This window comes from Paraconexibacter antarcticus (assembly GCF_024220175.1).
Classification (GTDB): domain Bacteria; phylum Actinomycetota; class Thermoleophilia; order Solirubrobacterales; family Solirubrobacteraceae; genus Paraconexibacter; species Paraconexibacter antarcticus.
The window spans coordinates 3,659,350-3,674,372 of sequence record NZ_CP098502.1 but is presented as its reverse complement, the minus strand read 5'-3'; the positions used below and the strand labels follow the sequence as shown (position 1 = coordinate 3,674,372).

Here is a 15,023-nt window from a genome sequence, read left to right as displayed (position 1 = left end):
GCATCGGACGGGCGCTCGCGCTGCGCACCACGGTTCGCCCGGCCTCGGCCACCACGTATGTACAGGGATGTACCTTCGCGGTATGCTATGTGCGTAGGCGTACTTTTGTCGGCGCGAGCGCGCCTTCTGAGCAACCAGGAGCACTGATGACCCCAGCGACGACCATCGCCCCCAGCGACAACGAGGCCTACGAGGCGATGCTGCGGACCCTCTCCGAAGGCTCCGTTCACGTCCACTTCGATCCGTACGAGGACATCGATTGGGACTCGGCCGAGCTGGCGATCGACCAGGACGACCCGCGCTGGCGGTTGTCGGCGCACTGCGATCCGCTCGGGGCAACCGCGTGGTATCAGTCGTTGCCGCTCGAGCGGCAAGTCGAGGTCGGCAAGTGGCGGATGATGAACGCGTTGCGGGTCGGTGCGGCCTTCGAGAGCATGCTGATCCGCGGCCTGATGCAGTACGCGGTCGCGCTGCCGAACCAGTCGCCGGAGTTCCGGTACTGCATGCACGAGATGACCGAGGAGTGCAACCACATCCAGATGTTCACGGAACTGGTCAACCGCGTCGGTTGCGACGTGCCCGGCATGCGTCGCCATCTTCGCGTGGTGTCGCCGTTCATCGGCGCGGCACTCGCGTTCGCGCCGCTGCTGCTGATGGTCGCGATTCTCGCGGGCGAGGAGCCGATCGACCACTACCAGAAGGCCCTGCTGCGCGAGGGCGCCGACCTTCCCCCCGCGCTCCTGCGCACCATGGAGATCCACATCGCCGAGGAAGCTCGCCACATCTCATTCGCGGGCGAGTTCGTGCGGCTGCGGGTCCCGCGGCTGAGCCGGGTGCAGCGGGCGGCGCTGTCGGTGCTGTTCCCCGTCGTGATGCGCCTGGCGGCCGAGGAGATCATGAGCACCCCCGGCTCGGTCGCCAGGCGCGTGGGGATTCCCCGCGAGGTGTGCCGGGAGGCGTTCTGGACCAGTCCCGCTTCACGGGCGATGATGGCGTCCTACTTCGGAGACATGCGCGCTTTTGCGACCGAAACCGGACTGATGAACCGGGTCAGCCGGCGCATCTGGCGCCGGTTGGGTATCGACGGGGAGCCGTCACGCTATCGCGGGGAGCCGGACCGCCGCGCGGGCCTTTTCGCCTGATGCCGCACGTCGTCACGCAATCGTGTGTGGGCGACGGCTCGTGCGTGTTCGCGTGCCCGGTCAACTGCATCCAGCCGACGCCCGACGATCCGATGTTCGAGCTGGCCGAGATGCTGCACATCGACCCGACCACGTGCGTCGACTGCGGTGCATGCGTCAGCGCGTGCCCTGTCGACGCGATCAAGCCGCACACGCTGCTGACGCCCGGCGAGGAAGCCTTCACGCTCATCAACGCCGAGTATCACCGCCACGACGGGCGCCAAAGGGCCCCGCTGGCACCGGTGCGCCCGCGACTGCACGTGCGCGACCGGGCCGAGCCACTGCGGGTGGCGATCGTCGGCTCCGGCCCGGCCGCGATGTACGCAGCTGAGGAGATCCTGACGATCCCTGACGCGCGCGTATCGGTGTACGAACGGTTGCCGGTCCCCTACGGCCTGGTGCGCAGCGGGGTCGCCCCCGACCACCGCCGCACACGCCGGGTCAGCCGACAGTTCGACCACATCCGCCGACACACCGGGCTCACGATGCACCTCGGCGTCGAGGTCGGCCGCGACACCACCCACGAACAGCTGCTGACCGCGCATCACGCCGTGATCTACGCGGTCGGCGCCGCGACAGACCGGCCCCTTCAGATCCCCGGCGCCGACCTGCCAGGCGCCATCTCAGCCACGCAACTCGTCGCCTGGTACAACGGCCACCCCGCTCACGCCGGACGAACGATCGACCTGTCGCACCGGCGCGCGGTCATCATCGGCAACGGCAACGTCGCGCTCGACATCGCACGGATCCTCACCCTGGACCCCGAAGCGCTCGCCGACACCGAGATCGCGCCCGCAGCGCTCGCGGCGCTCCGGACCAGCCGTGTGGAGGAGATCGTCATCGCCGCCCGGCGCGGACCGGAGCACTCCGCCTTCACCCTGCCCGAGCTCGTCGGCCTGGCCGCGACTGCCGGCGTCACCCTCTCCGTCCGCCCCGAGGACCTCGCCGCCGCACCCGCCGGCGACAAGAAACTCGAACTGCTGCGCGGGCTGCCACCAACCGCCGGCACGGGACGACAGATCCAGCTCCGATACCGTCTGGCACCCAGGCGCGTCCTCGGAAGCGACGCCGTAGAGGCGATCGAGCTCGAACGCACCGACGGCACCCTCACCGGCACGGGGCTCACTGAGACGATCGACGCCGGCCTGCTCGTCACGTCGATCGGCTACCGCGGAGCACCGCTCAGCGCACTGCCCTTCGACGCAACCACCGGCACGATCCCCAACGACGGCGGACGAGTCGTCGACCCGTCCACTGGACGCGACGTCCCCGGCACCTACGTCGTCGGCTGGATCAAACGCGGACCCACCGGCTTCATCGGCACCAACAAGATCTGCTCTCAGAACACCGTCGCGGCGCTCGTCAACGACTACAACGCGGACCGCCTGCCCAACCCGATCGCCGCACCAACCGCGGTAGACACCCGGCCTGCGACATGGCGCGCACGCGCGCCGCGCATGTTCACGCGCGCCCGTTGACAACGAGCGGTCCGCAAAGCTGCGACGGGCGCTTGCTGCTCGCCTCGCCGATCGCGGTGAAGTCGCCCGGCAGCGACTTTCGGCGTCGGGGCTGACTCTGGGGGTAACACCCCGTCCTCACTCGACTAGACTCGTCCTCACCGCAGCGCCGCGGGATGCCCCATTCCATGCGCTCAACGGCACCGCACGGCACCTGTCTACACCTGCGACAGATCTCGTAATGAAGGGGTCAGCGGTTCGAATCCGCTCGTCGGCTCTCAGAAACGCCCTTGGAATGGGCGTTTTTGCGTTTGCTTGCGGGGTTGAGGCGGCGAAAGTCGGTCGGGGTAACTCTGGGGGTAACAGGGACAGTTTGTGGTAGTTCGGGGCGGCGGCTGAGACGCGCTGCTGGGCGGAGGTCGACGGGCCCGAGGGGCGGTTTGGCGCGAGTCACATCACCGTCACCGTCGGACTGCTCGCACAGTTGGAAGCCAAGCCCGGGAAGGGCGAGGAGCTCGGCGTCTTCCTGCAGGCTGGCCGCGCGCTCGCGGCCGCCGAGGAAGGCACCGTGACCTGGTACGCCTTCAGATCGACGACACCCACTACGGCATCTTCGACACCTTCGAAGCCGAAGACGGGCGCCAAGCCCACCTCGGCGGTGAGACCCCAAAGCCCTCGACCAAGTCGCCCCAGACCTCCTCGCCAGCGACCCGGACATCCGCACCGTCGACGTCGTCGCCGTGAAGTAGCTCCGGCGAGCAACCGCATGCCTCGACGCTAGGAGCCCGACCGGTCGGCGAATGACCGGCCGCGGCGACACCAACCGCTCGCGTTCACCGCGCGTTGACGCCACCGCCGGTCTGCGGCGGTTTCAAGGGCCTGCGCCTGTCCTCTTCATCTCAGGCACGACCGCGACGTGCACGCGGCCGCCGCACCGAGATCGCCGACGTGACCCTCCGGCGAGCGGCGGCCGCGTCGCACGCCCGCACCGACCACGAACGAACGTGCCATGCTGCGCCGATGGTCAACGATGACCCGCTCGCCCGCCTCGCCCTCGAGACCCTGCAAGCCTCACCGGGCCCCCTGTCAGGCGAAGAACTCGCCCGCCTCTCCGGCCTCACCCCGCTCGGCGTCCGCGTCGCCCTCCGCACCCTCCGCCACACCCCCCGGCGTCAGATCGCAAGCTTCATTGTCACTTCTGCGGTACGGGCGGCGGTCCGCGGGACGGGTCCGCCAGAGCTCCAGAACCTGCTCGTGAGGCGGCGCCAACCAACCCAAGCGCCGACGGTTGACTCGTTACGGCTCGTAATCGTTGTACTTTGGCAGCGACGAAGCGGCCGTCGTAGTACGCCTCCCGCCCGTGGACATCGCGACGGACCTCGAGGCTGCCGGTGCCGTACGCCCGACGGTTCTTGGTGCTCATCGTCGCGGACCCCGCTCGTGGTTCCTCGATCCAACCGCGTCGTCGGTCCACGGCCGGATGGTGCGGCCGTCACGCGCGCGGTGGTTCTTCGTGCTCACCGACGTGGTCCTCGCTCGTGGTCTTCGATCCATTGCTCGACGGCGCGGCGGCGGAAGCGGCGATAGCGCCCGACCCGGACGTGGGGGAGACGTCCGGCGCGTGTCTCGGCGTATACCCAGCTCTGGGGGACGCCGAGAAGGTCTGCCACGCCGGCTGCGTCGAGCAGCGGGCCGTCGGGTTCGGTGGGGTGGTGGGGGCTGTGCTGAGGGCTCATACAGGTCAAGGCGCTCCAGAGGCCAAATACCCCACCCCCAATTTTCTACGGGGCGGGAGCGGCGGTTGTTTTGCGGGTGTTTGGCGCTACACTTGGGGCATGAGCACAGGGTTCGCGACCGAAGCTGAGCATGTGGTGGACCTCGGGGGTCTGTCGGCCTCGGATATCGCGCGGGCGACGAGCGCGGATCCCACGACGGTCCGTGCGTGGATTCGCGGCAACCGGTCGCCGTCGGGGCGGAACGCCGAGCGGCTGGTCGAGCTCTCCTCGGTCGTCGAGCGCCTCTCCACAGTGATGGCCAAGGACTACATCCGCGTGTGGCTGTTGAAGCCGAGCGCCGTCCTCGAGGAGGACAAGCCGCTGGATGTGGTCGCCGAAGGGCGATACCGGGACGTGTTGCGGCTGGTGGCGGCGCTTGAGTCCACCGCGATGTCCTGACGGCGGTGCTGGACGTCGACGCGACGTATGTCAGCGGCACGTGGTGGCGCCACGTACCGGCGGGCGGCGACGTCTTCTACGAGGCCGAGGTCCCGGCGGACAACCGCTGGCAACGCGGCGAGGTGGTCGACGCGTGGTACCACGCGGATGAGCCGGCGACGGTGTGGGCGGAGTGGTACCGGGCGCTGGCCGGCCTCGGCATGGCTCCCGGCGTGATGCTCCCGCGTGACCTCTGGGCCTGGGAGCTCTCGGTCACCCGCGTGGCCGACCTCAGCGACGCTCAGCGTCTTGCCCGCGTCGGCCTCCGGGTGCCCAGGCCGGGCCGGACCCGGTGGTCGGCGTTCCAGCGGGTCGGGGAGACGCTCTTCGCCGAGGGGTACCAAGCGCTGATCGCCCCGTCTGCCGCGCGACCGGAACGCCTCGTGGTCTGTGCCTTCCGCCCGGAGCGCGAGATCCCCGGGGCTCGGCCGATCCCGCCCCCGCAGACGATCGACGAGCCACCGACCGTACCGACCGGGATGACGACCTAGTGACCTCGCTCAGCTGAAGACCCGCCTCGCGATCAGCCGCGTGGAGCTGACGCGAGGCTTCGCCAGCCGGCGCCCCCGCCAACGCGCTCCCGCTCGGGTGATGACACGCACCGCGCGTGACATAGCTACGCGAACGCGCGGTCGACGGTTTCGGTCTCATGCTGCGTGGGGGAGTAATGGGAGTAGACCTGGGTGGTCTTCATATCCGCGTGTCCCATCCACTCCTGGATGGTGCGGATGGGGACACCGGCAGCCGCCATACGCGTGCCAAAGGGGACCTCGTCTTCGCCCACCCCCGAGACCGGGAACCCACACCCGACCGTGCTGCGCTTCACGATGCCGCCCGCCGATGCCCACCTGCTCGACGTGCGCGAGAAGGGCCAGGCGGCGCTGGGCCTCGACCCGCGGGCAACTGCACCTGACGCGACGGGCGGCGGCCTGGCCACGGCACCCGTGTGCGGCCGGCGCTGATGGCGGTGACGCGAGTGGGCGCGCTGCACGTACGGGTTGGTTGTCCCCGCGCATCCGTGATCGCGCGACGCACCGGATGGGCGCGTCATCAAGCGGCGGTGAGCCGGCAGCGATCGTGCTGCCGTGAGCCGGGCGCTCAGGCCGAGGCGCCGGCTCGCGCGCGGGCCGCGACCGCCGGCGGCGTGATGCGCCGGTCGGGCGCGGGTGTCGACGGCGCGAGCGGCGGGGTGGCAGCCGGCCGCGGGTGAGCGGAGGCGCGGTGCAGTTCGGTGATGTTCGGGGTGACCATGTCGATGTCCTCGTCCCTGACGGTACGCCCGACCGGCTCCCCGCAACAGTCCACAATCGGGCGAGATAGGTCCCTCACCAGGGGTATGCAGGGCCCGCGGCCCCCGGCGCGCCGCACGCGCCCCGCCTCGACCGAACTCAGACCGGCCGCGTCGCCGTGAAGCAGAACTGCGTGATCGAGAAGAAGTACTCGCCGCGGTCACCCAGCGCCCGCTGCTCGTCGGCCCACGCCTCGGCTTCGGCCGGGCTCACGCCGGACCGGCCGGCGACGAAGCGGCGGACGAGCGGCACCGAGGCGGCGCCGTAGGTGTCCGGATCGAACGACGAGGTGGCGAAGACGTGCGCCTGCATGGCCACGTCGGCGAAACCGGCGGATCGCAGGGCCGGGCCGAGGGTGCGCGGCAGCGTCCGGTGCACGAGGTGCTCGTCCCACGCGTCGAGGACGCGCCGCATGCGCGCGGGGTCCTCGGAGTACCACGACAGCGTCGCCCAGTCGATGTCCCAGACCACCACGCGGCCGCCCGGGCGCAGCACCCGGCGCAGCTCGGAGAGCGCGGCGTGGACCTGGGGGACGTACTCGAGGACCTGGACGCAGATCGCGGCGTCGACCGTGGCGTCCACGAGCGGGAGCTCGGTGGCGTCGGCCGGCCGGAACGTCGCGTTCTCGTGACCGGCGCACCGGCGCTCGGCCAGCGCGAGCATCTGCGGGCTGAGGTCGGTGCCGCTGACCTGGCCGCCCGGCCCGACCTCGCCGAGCAGCTCGGCGCAGAAGAACCCGGGCCCGCACCCGGCGTCGAGGACGTGCTCGCCGGGCGCGGCGGCCAGCGCGCGGCGCACGAGGCGCCGCCGACGCACCGCATCGCCCGTCCGGTACAGGGCCTCGAGGTCCTGGCCCGCGGTGTCGTCGAACTGAAGCCCGCTCATCCGAGCGAGTGTGACGCCGTGGGGGCGCGACGTCGAGGCCGGGAGCGCGAGCGGGCGACAGCATGCCGGTGGGCCTTTCCCCGGTCACCTCTGGGCCGGGCGTCCAGCCGGTCATCCCCGCGCGCTCGCCATCTGCCACCATTCGCCGCCGTCGACGCGACTGAACGCGTCCGTTCGTTTTCGATCTTCGAAAGGCGCCCCCCGGCGACAATCCCGTGAGCCATTACAAGAGCAATGTCCGCGACCTCGAGTTCAACCTCTTCGAGTCGCTGAAGCTGGACGAGGTCCTCGCCACCGGCGCGTTCGGTGACCTGGACGGCGACACGGTCCGCTCGATGCTGACCGAGGCCGCGCGCCTGGCCGAGGGCCCGGTCGCCGCGTCGTTCGCCGAGACGGACCGCAACCCGCCGACCTTCGACCCCGCCACCGGCACGGTCACGCTGCCCGAGGCCTTCAAGCAGTCGGTGTACGCGTGGCGCGACGGCGAGTGGCCGCGGATCGGCATCGAGGAGGAGCTGGGCGGCGTCCCGGCGCCCTCGATGGTCGCCTGGGCGATCAACGAGTTCATCCTCGGCGCCCAGCCCGCCGCGCTGATGTACCTCGCCGGCCCGGTCTTCGCGCACATCCTCCACACGCTCGGCACCGAGGAGCAGAAGCACTGGGCGGAGCTCGCGGTCGAGCGCAACTGGGGCTCGACGATGGTCCTCACGGAGCCCGACGCCGGCTCGGACGTCGGTGCCGGCCGCACGAAGGCGATCGAGCAGCCCGACGGCTCCTGGCACATCGAGGGCGTCAAGCGCTTCATCACCTCGGGTGACTCGGGCGACCTGTTCGACAACATCTTCCACCTCGTCCTCGCCCGCCCCGAGGGCGCCGGCGTCGGCACCAAGGGCCTGTCGCTCTTCTTCGTGCCGAAGTTCCTGTTCGACACGGAGACCGGTGAGCTCGGCGAGCGCAACGGCGTCTTCGTCACGGGCCTCGAGCACAAGATGGGCCTGAAGGCGTCGGCGACGTGCGACCTCGCGTTCGGCGACAACGGAATCCCGGCGAAGGGTTGGCTCGTCGGCGGCGTGCACGGCGGCATCGCGCAGATGTTCGAGGTCATCGAGCACGCCCGGATGATGGTCGGCACGAAGGCGATCGCGACGCTCTCGACCGGCTACCTCAACGCGCTCGAGTACGCCAAGGAGCGCGTGCAGGGCGCCGACCTCACGCAGATGGCCGACAAGGCCGCCCCGCGCGTGACGATCATCCACCACCCGGACGTCCGCCGCGCGCTGCTGACGCAGAAGGCGTACGCCGAGGGCCTGCGCGCCGTCTACCTGTACACGGCCGCCCACCAGGATGTCGCCGCCGCCGAGATCGTCTCCGGCGCCGAGGGCGCGCTCGCGCACCGCGTGAACGACCTGCTGCTGCCGATCGTCAAGGGCGTCGGCTCCGAGCGGGCCTACAGCGTCCTGACCGAGTCGCTCCAGACCTACGGCGGCTCTGGCTACCTGCAGGACTACCCGATCGAGCAGTACATCCGCGACGCGAAGATCGACTCCCTCTATGAGGGCACGACGGCGATCCAGGCGCAGGACTTCTACTTCCGCAAGATCGCGCGGGACAAGGGTCAGGCCCTCACGCACGTCATGACGAAGATGCAGGCGTCGATCGACGCCGAGGGGCACGACTCCCTCGCCCCGAGCTGGGCGCAGTTCGCGACCGCGCTCGGCGACGTGCAGGGCATGGTCGGGTCGCTCACCGGGTACCTCATGGGCGCCCAGGAGGACCCGACGCAGCTGTACAAGGTCGGCCTCGGCTCCGTCGACTTCCTCATGGCCTTCGGTGACCTGCTCATCGGCTGGCTGCTGCTCGACCACGCCGAGATCGCCCAGCGCGCGCTCGACGCCGGCGCCTCCGGCCTGGACAAGGCGTTCTACGAGGGCAAGGTCGCCGTGGCCGGCTTCTTCGCCCGCACGATGCTGCCCCGCCTCACCGCGGTCCGCGAGAGCATCGCCGCGATCGACAACGAGGTCATGGAGCTCGCCGAGGCGAGCTTCTAGCCACGCGAGGTACGTGGGCCGGGGCGACGCCGCCCCGGCTCACGCGCCCCGCGCCACCGCCGCGAAGCGGCACAGCATGTTGACGAGGCGCATGTCGTCGACCGTCGAGCAGTTCGCGCTGAGGAGCTTCGGCGAGCAGACGACGACGGCGAGCGCCTGCGCGCGCGACACGGCGACGTTGAGCCGGTTGCGCGAGAAGAGGAACGACATCCCGCGGGAGACGTCGTCGCCCGAGGACGCGGTCATCGAGAAGAGGACGACCGGCGCCTCCTGACCCTGGAACTTGTCGACGGTCCCGACGCGGGCGCCGTCGGGGAGCTTCGCGCGCAGGCAGCGGACCTGCGCGTTGTACGGCGCGACGACGAGGATGTCCGCGAGCGTCAGCGGCTGCAGGCCGCGCTCGCGGGAGACGTACGTCCCGCCGTCGAGCAGCCGGGCGACCTCGCCGGCGATGAGCTCGGCCTCCTCGACGGAGCGGCCGCGGTTGTCGTCGTGGTCGCACGCGAGCATCCGCAGCCCGCTGCCCGACAGGCCGGGGGAGTCGACGCGCTGCGTCTCGCACCCGGCGGTCGAGACGAGCCGCCCGTCGTACATCGCGTCGGAGATGAACCGGCAGACGTCCGGGTGCATCCGCCACGAGGTGCCGAGGAAGACGCCGCGGTCGGCTGCCACCGTCTGCTCGTCGCCGAGCAGGTGCTCGAGGACGGAGACGCCGACCCCGCGCGGGTGCGTCCCCTGCGAGACGTGCGCGAGCTGCTGCGGGTCGCCGAGCAGGACGACGCTCCGTGCCGCCTGCGAGACCGCGATCGCGTCGGCGAGCGCGACCTGGCCCGCCTCGTCGACGAGCAGGATGTCGACGTCCGCGAGACGATCGGCGTGGGCCCAGTGCCAGGCGGTCGCGCCGACGAGCCGCACCGGGCCGCCGTCGGCCGGGTCCTCGGAGGGCGCCCGGTCGGCGAAGAGGACGCGGTCGCTCTCGTAGCGGTGCTCGTCCTCGCTGCCCTTCTTCCAGCCGCGGAACGCGACGCCCTCCTCGTCGGCGGCGTTGTCGATCGCCGCCAGCAGGTTGTTGATCGCCTTGTGGGATGTCGCGGTCACGCCGACGCGCAGGCCGCGGGCGAGCAGGTCCGTGGCGATGTGCGCGCCCGTCCACGTCTTGCCGGTGCCGGGCGGGCCCTGGATGACGAGGACACTGTCCTGCAGCCCGCGGACCTGGGCGCGAACCCGGTCGAGCTGCGCCGGTGTGCCGTCGAGCGGCGGCGTCCCGGGGGCGAGCCGCGGCACGCGGCCGAGGAGCAGGTCGGTGCCGGCGTCGAGCCGGCCGCACGGCTCGAGGCCGTCCTCGACGACCCGCTCGGCGAAGCGGAAGAGCGCCCCGACCTGCGCGTCGGTGTTGTACGGCCCGCCGGGGGCCAGGCGCGTCGGCGCCGCCGCGTGCAGGTCCGGATGGACGACGCGGCGGTAGACGAGCGTGCCGGCCTCCTCGTCGAGCGACGTGATCCGGCCGCCCCGCCCGGCGTCCGGGTCGTCGACCTCGCCGGCGCCGAGCTTGTGGTCCTGGGCGGGGAAGCGCAGCGTCCACTCGACGCTCCTCGCGGTGACGGGGACGGGCCCGTCGACGACCTCGAGCTCGCCGAGCGCGTCGCCGTCCTCGTGGCGGAGCTGCGCGGCGGACAGCTCGCGGCGGGCGAAGAACCCCCACCACACCGGCTTCTCCTCCCGCCGGTGGTAGCCGAGCAGGTCGAACGTCGTGCGCCGGGCGCGCTGCTCGGCGTCGTCCTCGGACTCGTCGTCGGGGAGGCCGGCGGTCAGCAGCGGGCGGATCGCCTCGAGCCGCTCGAGGTAGGCGAGCGTCTTGTCGCTCGGCGCCTTCGGCGGCTCGGGCGCGAGCGCGTCGATCGTGAGGCCGTACTGCGCCTCGGCCTCCGGACGCCGGTCGAGCAGCCACGCGTAGAGGGCGCGGGTGCTCAGGCAGTCGTCTTCGTTGTAGAGCGCGATCGCGTGCAGGTGCTCGTCCTCGCCGTCGTCCTGGAAGGCCTGCCAGCGCCGCATCGAGCCGAGCGCGCCACGCAGCTCGGCGTTGCGCTCGAAGCCGAAGACGGCCTCCATCGCCTTCAGCCCGTAGGACTCCACGCCGGCGCGCACGGCCTGCCGCGTGATGCCGTAGAGGTCGACGAAGACCTTGCGGCGCAGCAGCTCGTCCACCTCGAGCTCACGCGTCGAGTGCCGGGCGACGAGCTTCTTCAGCGCGACGGTCTCGTAGGCGTTGTAGTGGAAGACGTGCAGGTCGGGGAACCGCTCCAGGCGCGCCGTGATCCAGTCGACCCACGTCTCGAACGCGGCCTTCTCCTCCGCGCGGCCCGTCGCCCACAGCGGCCGGTACTCCGTGCCGCCGCCGTCGCGTTCGTAGACCGTGCCGAAGAGGTACTCGAGGCCCTCGTCGCCCCAATAGGGGTCACCCTCGAAGTCGAAGTGCACGTCGCCGGGGGACGGCGCGGGGAGGCGCGCGAGACCGGTGTCCGGCTCGGGCTTCAGCAGTTCGAAGAGCGGGACCTCGAGCCCGCGCGAGCGCAGCTGCAGGCCGGCCTGGGCGCGGAGCACGTCGACGGTCGCGGCGCTGAGGCGGGGGACGTCCTGCCCGGCGGGGAGCGCGGCGAGGGCGGCGACCGAGTGCACGCCGTGCGCCTCGAGCTTCAGCCCCTGCCCGCGATGGAGGTTGGCGACGAGCGAGAGGTGGTTTTCGCGGCGGCGCTTGTCCCGGCACACCTGCCACCACGGGCAGAACTCGCAGTCGGAGACCGGGTAGGGGTAGGCGGGCGGCGGGTCGGGCACCGGACGCTCGAGGACCGCGAGCCGCCGCGAGAACATCGCGCGGATGTCCGCCGCGTACGCCTCGAAGTCCTCCGCCCGGAAGGCCGGGTCGGTGCCGTCGCCGAGGATGAGCCGCATCCGGGCGGGCCGGCGGCCCTGCAGCCGCTCGAGCTGCTCGGTGTAGAAGAGCAGCTGGAAGATGTGCTTCGGGCGCGGGGTGCGGCCGAGCTTCGCGTCCGCGACCTCGTAGGACCACGGGCCGAGCCCGGACGGCTCGTCGACGCGGATGAGGAAGTCCGGGTAGCCGACCCACCCGTCGTGGAGGAAGCAGCCCTGGTGGAGGACCTCGCGGCCCTCGTGCATCGCCGCGAGGGTCCGGGCGGCGCGCTCCTCCTTCGTCGCGTCGAGGTCCTCGAGCGCGAGGACGTCGTGGCCCGCGGCGACCATCGCCGCGACGACGTCGTCCTCGTGCCGGTTGCCCCGGTCGAAGAGCAGCTGCATCTCCGGCGGCCGGGGCTCCGCGTCGAGCTCGCCGCGGCGGTCCAGGACGTCGAGGTACGTGCGGTACTCGCAGCCGAGGAAGCGGTTCAGGGCGCTCGGCGAGGCGGGAGCGGGGGAGGACATGGTGGCGGGTCGCATGGCCATCGGCGGAGCTGACACTACGTCCTGTGCACCTCGCTCCGGGCGGCGTCTGTCAGATCCCGGCGGCGGCGCGCGACCCGCCCCCATGCCCACGCCCACCTTTCCCGCGTTGTGTGCCGCGATGGACGCCGCCGGCGTCGAGGTCCGGGTCGTCACCGCGCCGGACGGCCTCGTGCTGCGCCTCGTCGACTTCCATCGCCTGCGCTCCCTCGACGTGCCCGTGCGCGCGTCGTTCGACCGCGATGTCGCCGTCCTGTGCTGCTCGCTCGCCCTCTGCGCGGAGCTGCCCGGCCTGCCCGGCCCGGGGGAGGCGATCGCCCGGCGCTGGCCCGAGCTCGCCGCCCTCGCCGGAACGTCCGATCTGCGAGTGTCAGACCGTGCCGCCGGGGACCGACTCTCCTGACGTGGGGAGACACGACGATGAACATCTGCGCCGCTTCGTGGCGGCCCGGGGCGCCGGCGACGCCGACGCCATGCGCCGGTGGTGGGAGGAGCTCGTGATCACGATCTTCGACCGCATGGACGGCCTCGTGGGCGCCGCGCACAAGGGCCGGCTCGACGACGAGGAGCACGACCGGGCGGTCTCCCTCGCGCTCTCGCGCTTCACCTTCAACCTCATCCACACCTTCGAGGGCGTGTCGATGGGCGAGCTCGTCAACGCGACGAAGACGCTCGCGAACTTCATCTGCATGGACGTGCAGCGCTCGTCGATGGCCAGGAGGACCGTCTCGCTCGACCACGGGTGGGACGCCGACGACGACGGCGGCTCGTCCTCCGCGTGGGAGGCCGCGGAATCGCAGCGCCGCTTCGCGCTCGACGAGCACGCGCGCGACATGGACGCCTTCCGCGAGGAGGCGATGACGCACCTCTCCCCGCGTCAGCGCGAGGTCGTCGACCTGACCTTCCAGGGCGCCGAGATCGAGGAGATCTGCGACCGGCTCGGCCTCACGCGCGACAATGCCTACCAGCTGCGATCCCGCGGGCTGCGGAAACTCGCCCAGCTCCTGCGCGACCACGAGGACGCATCCTGATGTTCCCCACCCCAGATCTCCTCCTTAGCCAGTTCATCGACGAGTGGAACGCCGGCCGCCGGCCGAACGTCCGCGAGTACCTGCGCCGGGTGCCCGAGGGGGCCGCGCGCGACGAGCTCGCCGACGCGATCGCTGACTGGCTCGCCGTCGCGCCGACCCCCGAGCTCGACGCGGCGGCGCGCGCGCAGATCCGTGCCGAGCCCGTCGTGCAGCGCGTCTTCGCCGCGGCCGGGGAGGACGCCGGGCTCTGGCCCCAGGTGCTCCCCGGCCTGCGTGAGCAGGCCGGTGTCTCGGTGAAGCAGGTCGCGTCCCGGCTCGTGGCCCGCTTCTCGCTCGGGAAGGGCGACGAGGCGCGCACCGCCGACTACCTGCGGCAGCTCGAGCAGGGCGAGCTCGACCCCACCCGCGTCTCGCGGCGGCTGCTCGACGCCCTGGGCGAACTGCTCGGCGCGAGCGCCCAGACGCTGACCGACGCCGCGACCTTCGGGCAGGGCCTCAGACCTGCGGCCGCCGGCGGGACGCTGCTCCGCGCGGAGGACCCGGCGCAGCCCTGGGTCGCGGCGGACTTCGCGATCCTCGCCGACGCCGCGCTGGAGCCCGCGCCGCCGTCGCTGGACGAGGTCGACCGCCTCTTCCTCGGCGGCCCGGAGGGCTGACGGGCGGGAGGCCGCCCCGCCCGTCGGGAGGCCGCCCCGCCCGCCGGGAGGCCGGCGGTCCGCCGGGCGGGTGGTCAGCCGCCGAGCAGGCGGCTGATGGCCTTCGCGAGCGCCGGCTCGGCCGGCGCCGCGCCCTCGAGGACCGCGGCCAGCCGTGTTCCCCGCAGGACCGGGGAGAGGTAGGGCAGGGGGTCGAGCGTCGCGAGACGGTCGTCGAAGGCGGCGAGCCCGAGACGCTCGGCGGCGGCGAAGTGCTCGCCCTCGTCGATCCGCGCCTTCAGCCCGTCGCAGGCGTCGCTGGAGATGAGTCGGAGCTGCCGGTAGCGGAAGAGCGTCATGAGGGCGCTCGTGCCGAAGTGGGCGGCGACGAGCGTGATCTCGTCGAGGCTCGGCGCTCCGTCGGCGAGCTCGGCGAGCGCGGCCTTGGGGATGAGGAACTCGGCGGCGAACGCGTTCGCCTGGACCTCGTACGGGGTCGTCGTGCCCCCGCCGAGCGTGGCGAACGTGTCGACCGCGACGGTCCCGTCGTGCCCGCACCACGCGTGGCCGAGCTCGTGCGCGAGCGTGAAGCGCTGCCGGACCGGGGCCTGCACGCCGTTGACGAACAGCAGCCGCCCGGTGCCGAACGGGACGCAAGCGCCCGCCAGGCCCGGCGCGAGCGGCGCGACGACGACCGGACGCTCCGCCCGCTCCTCGACGACGCCGAGCAGGCACGGGAGCGGCGCCGCCGGATCGAGCCCGAGCTGCGCGCGGGCCTCCCGCGCGCGCTTCGCCCCCCGGTTGACGTCGATGACGGCCATCGCCGGGAGG

The 15,023-nt window shown here is 71.9% G+C and carries 15 protein-coding genes and 1 pseudogene; 10 read left to right on the top strand and 6 right to left on the bottom strand.

What is annotated here, in order from left to right; genetic code table 11:
* Window positions 1–146 precede the first annotated feature (146 nt).
* The 3 genes and pseudogenes from NBH00_RS25580 to NBH00_RS25575 all read left to right on the top strand — a co-directional run bounded on the left by NBH00_RS25580 (window position 147) and on the right by NBH00_RS25575 (window position 3,387).
* On the top strand, window positions 147–1,142 hold the full coding sequence (locus NBH00_RS25580) for an AurF N-oxygenase family protein (protein WP_367401345.1): 996 nt from the start codon (window positions 147–149) through the stop codon (window positions 1,140–1,142).
* A complete protein-coding gene (locus NBH00_RS17970; protein WP_254569970.1) occupies window positions 1,142–2,659 on the top strand; it encodes a 4Fe-4S binding protein in 1,518 nt (505 codons plus the stop codon). The genes NBH00_RS25580 and NBH00_RS17970 overlap by 1 nt, the downstream gene beginning before the upstream one ends.
* A gap of 433 nt (window positions 2,660–3,092) precedes the next feature.
* Window positions 3,093–3,387 (top strand): annotated as a pseudogene (locus NBH00_RS25575) (putative quinol monooxygenase).
* 768 nt (window positions 3,388–4,155) lie between these two features.
* Here NBH00_RS25575 and NBH00_RS25570 read toward each other — a convergent pair.
* Window positions 4,156–4,374 (bottom strand): helix-turn-helix domain-containing protein, encoded by a 219-nt coding sequence (locus NBH00_RS25570; RefSeq protein WP_367401261.1) that lies wholly within the window; start codon window positions 4,372–4,374, stop codon window positions 4,156–4,158.
* A gap of 99 nt (window positions 4,375–4,473) precedes the next feature.
* Here NBH00_RS25570 and NBH00_RS17965 point away from each other — a divergent pair, with 99 nt between their 5' ends.
* Both NBH00_RS17965 and NBH00_RS17960 read left to right on the top strand, forming a co-directional pair.
* Entirely contained in the window at window positions 4,474–4,812 is a 339-nt protein-coding gene (locus NBH00_RS17965) for a helix-turn-helix domain-containing protein (protein WP_254569969.1), read from the top strand.
* Window positions 4,813–4,817: 5 nt separating this feature from the next.
* Window positions 4,818–5,342 (top strand): RES family NAD+ phosphorylase, encoded by a 525-nt coding sequence (locus tag NBH00_RS17960; RefSeq protein WP_254569968.1) that lies wholly within the window; start codon window positions 4,818–4,820, stop codon window positions 5,340–5,342.
* Window positions 5,343–5,467: 125 nt separating this feature from the next.
* On the opposite strand, the gene NBH00_RS25565 is transcribed toward NBH00_RS17960, so the two are convergent.
* Window positions 5,468–5,602 carry a tyrosine-type recombinase/integrase gene (locus NBH00_RS25565; protein WP_367401344.1) on the bottom strand — a complete coding sequence of 45 codons (135 nt, stop codon included), beginning with the start codon at window positions 5,600–5,602 and terminating at the stop codon, window positions 5,468–5,470.
* Between the two features lie 61 nt (window positions 5,603–5,663).
* Between NBH00_RS25565 and NBH00_RS17955 the strand changes: the two genes are divergently transcribed.
* Window positions 5,664–5,813 (top strand): hypothetical protein, encoded by a 150-nt coding sequence (locus NBH00_RS17955; RefSeq protein WP_254569967.1) that lies wholly within the window; start codon window positions 5,664–5,666, stop codon window positions 5,811–5,813.
* Window positions 5,814–5,949: 136 nt separating this feature from the next.
* Here the strand turns inward: NBH00_RS17955 and NBH00_RS17950 are convergent, their stop codons facing one another.
* A complete protein-coding gene (locus tag NBH00_RS17950; RefSeq protein WP_254569966.1) occupies window positions 5,950–6,102 on the bottom strand; it encodes a hypothetical protein in 153 nt (50 codons plus the stop codon).
* Between the two features lie 137 nt (window positions 6,103–6,239).
* Entirely contained in the window at window positions 6,240–7,025 is a 786-nt protein-coding gene (locus NBH00_RS17945; protein ID WP_254569965.1) for a methyltransferase domain-containing protein, read from the bottom strand.
* A gap of 215 nt (window positions 7,026–7,240) precedes the next feature.
* On the opposite strand from NBH00_RS17945, the gene NBH00_RS17940 reads away from it, so the two are divergent.
* Complete coding sequence (locus NBH00_RS17940) at window positions 7,241–9,073, top strand: acyl-CoA dehydrogenase (protein WP_254569964.1); 1,833 nt, start codon at window positions 7,241–7,243, stop codon at window positions 9,071–9,073.
* Between the two features lie 39 nt (window positions 9,074–9,112).
* On the opposite strand, the gene NBH00_RS17935 is transcribed toward NBH00_RS17940, so the two are convergent.
* Window positions 9,113–12,508, bottom strand: a complete 3,396-nt coding sequence (locus NBH00_RS17935; protein ID WP_254569963.1) for a TM0106 family RecB-like putative nuclease — start codon at window positions 12,506–12,508, stop codon at window positions 9,113–9,115.
* Between the two features lie 103 nt (window positions 12,509–12,611).
* On the opposite strand from NBH00_RS17935, the gene NBH00_RS17930 reads away from it, so the two are divergent.
* Genes NBH00_RS17930 through NBH00_RS17920 form a run of 3 tightly spaced genes read left to right on the top strand, consistent with a single transcriptional unit; the run spans window position 12,612 to window position 14,213 of the window.
* A complete protein-coding gene (locus NBH00_RS17930) occupies window positions 12,612–12,929 on the top strand; it encodes a hypothetical protein (protein WP_254569962.1) in 318 nt (105 codons plus the stop codon).
* A gap of 37 nt (window positions 12,930–12,966) precedes the next feature.
* A complete protein-coding gene (locus tag NBH00_RS17925; RefSeq protein WP_254569961.1) occupies window positions 12,967–13,557 on the top strand; it encodes an RNA polymerase sigma factor in 591 nt (196 codons plus the stop codon).
* Window positions 13,557–14,213 carry a helix-turn-helix domain-containing protein gene (locus NBH00_RS17920; RefSeq protein WP_254569960.1) on the top strand — a complete coding sequence of 219 codons (657 nt, stop codon included), beginning with the start codon at window positions 13,557–13,559 and terminating at the stop codon, window positions 14,211–14,213. The genes NBH00_RS17925 and NBH00_RS17920 overlap by 1 nt, the downstream gene beginning before the upstream one ends.
* Window positions 14,214–14,287: 74 nt before the next feature.
* Here the strand turns inward: NBH00_RS17920 and NBH00_RS17915 are convergent, their stop codons facing one another.
* Entirely contained in the window at window positions 14,288–15,013 is a 726-nt protein-coding gene (locus tag NBH00_RS17915; RefSeq protein WP_254569959.1) for an ImmA/IrrE family metallo-endopeptidase, read from the bottom strand.
* Window positions 15,014–15,023: the final 10 nt, after the last annotated feature.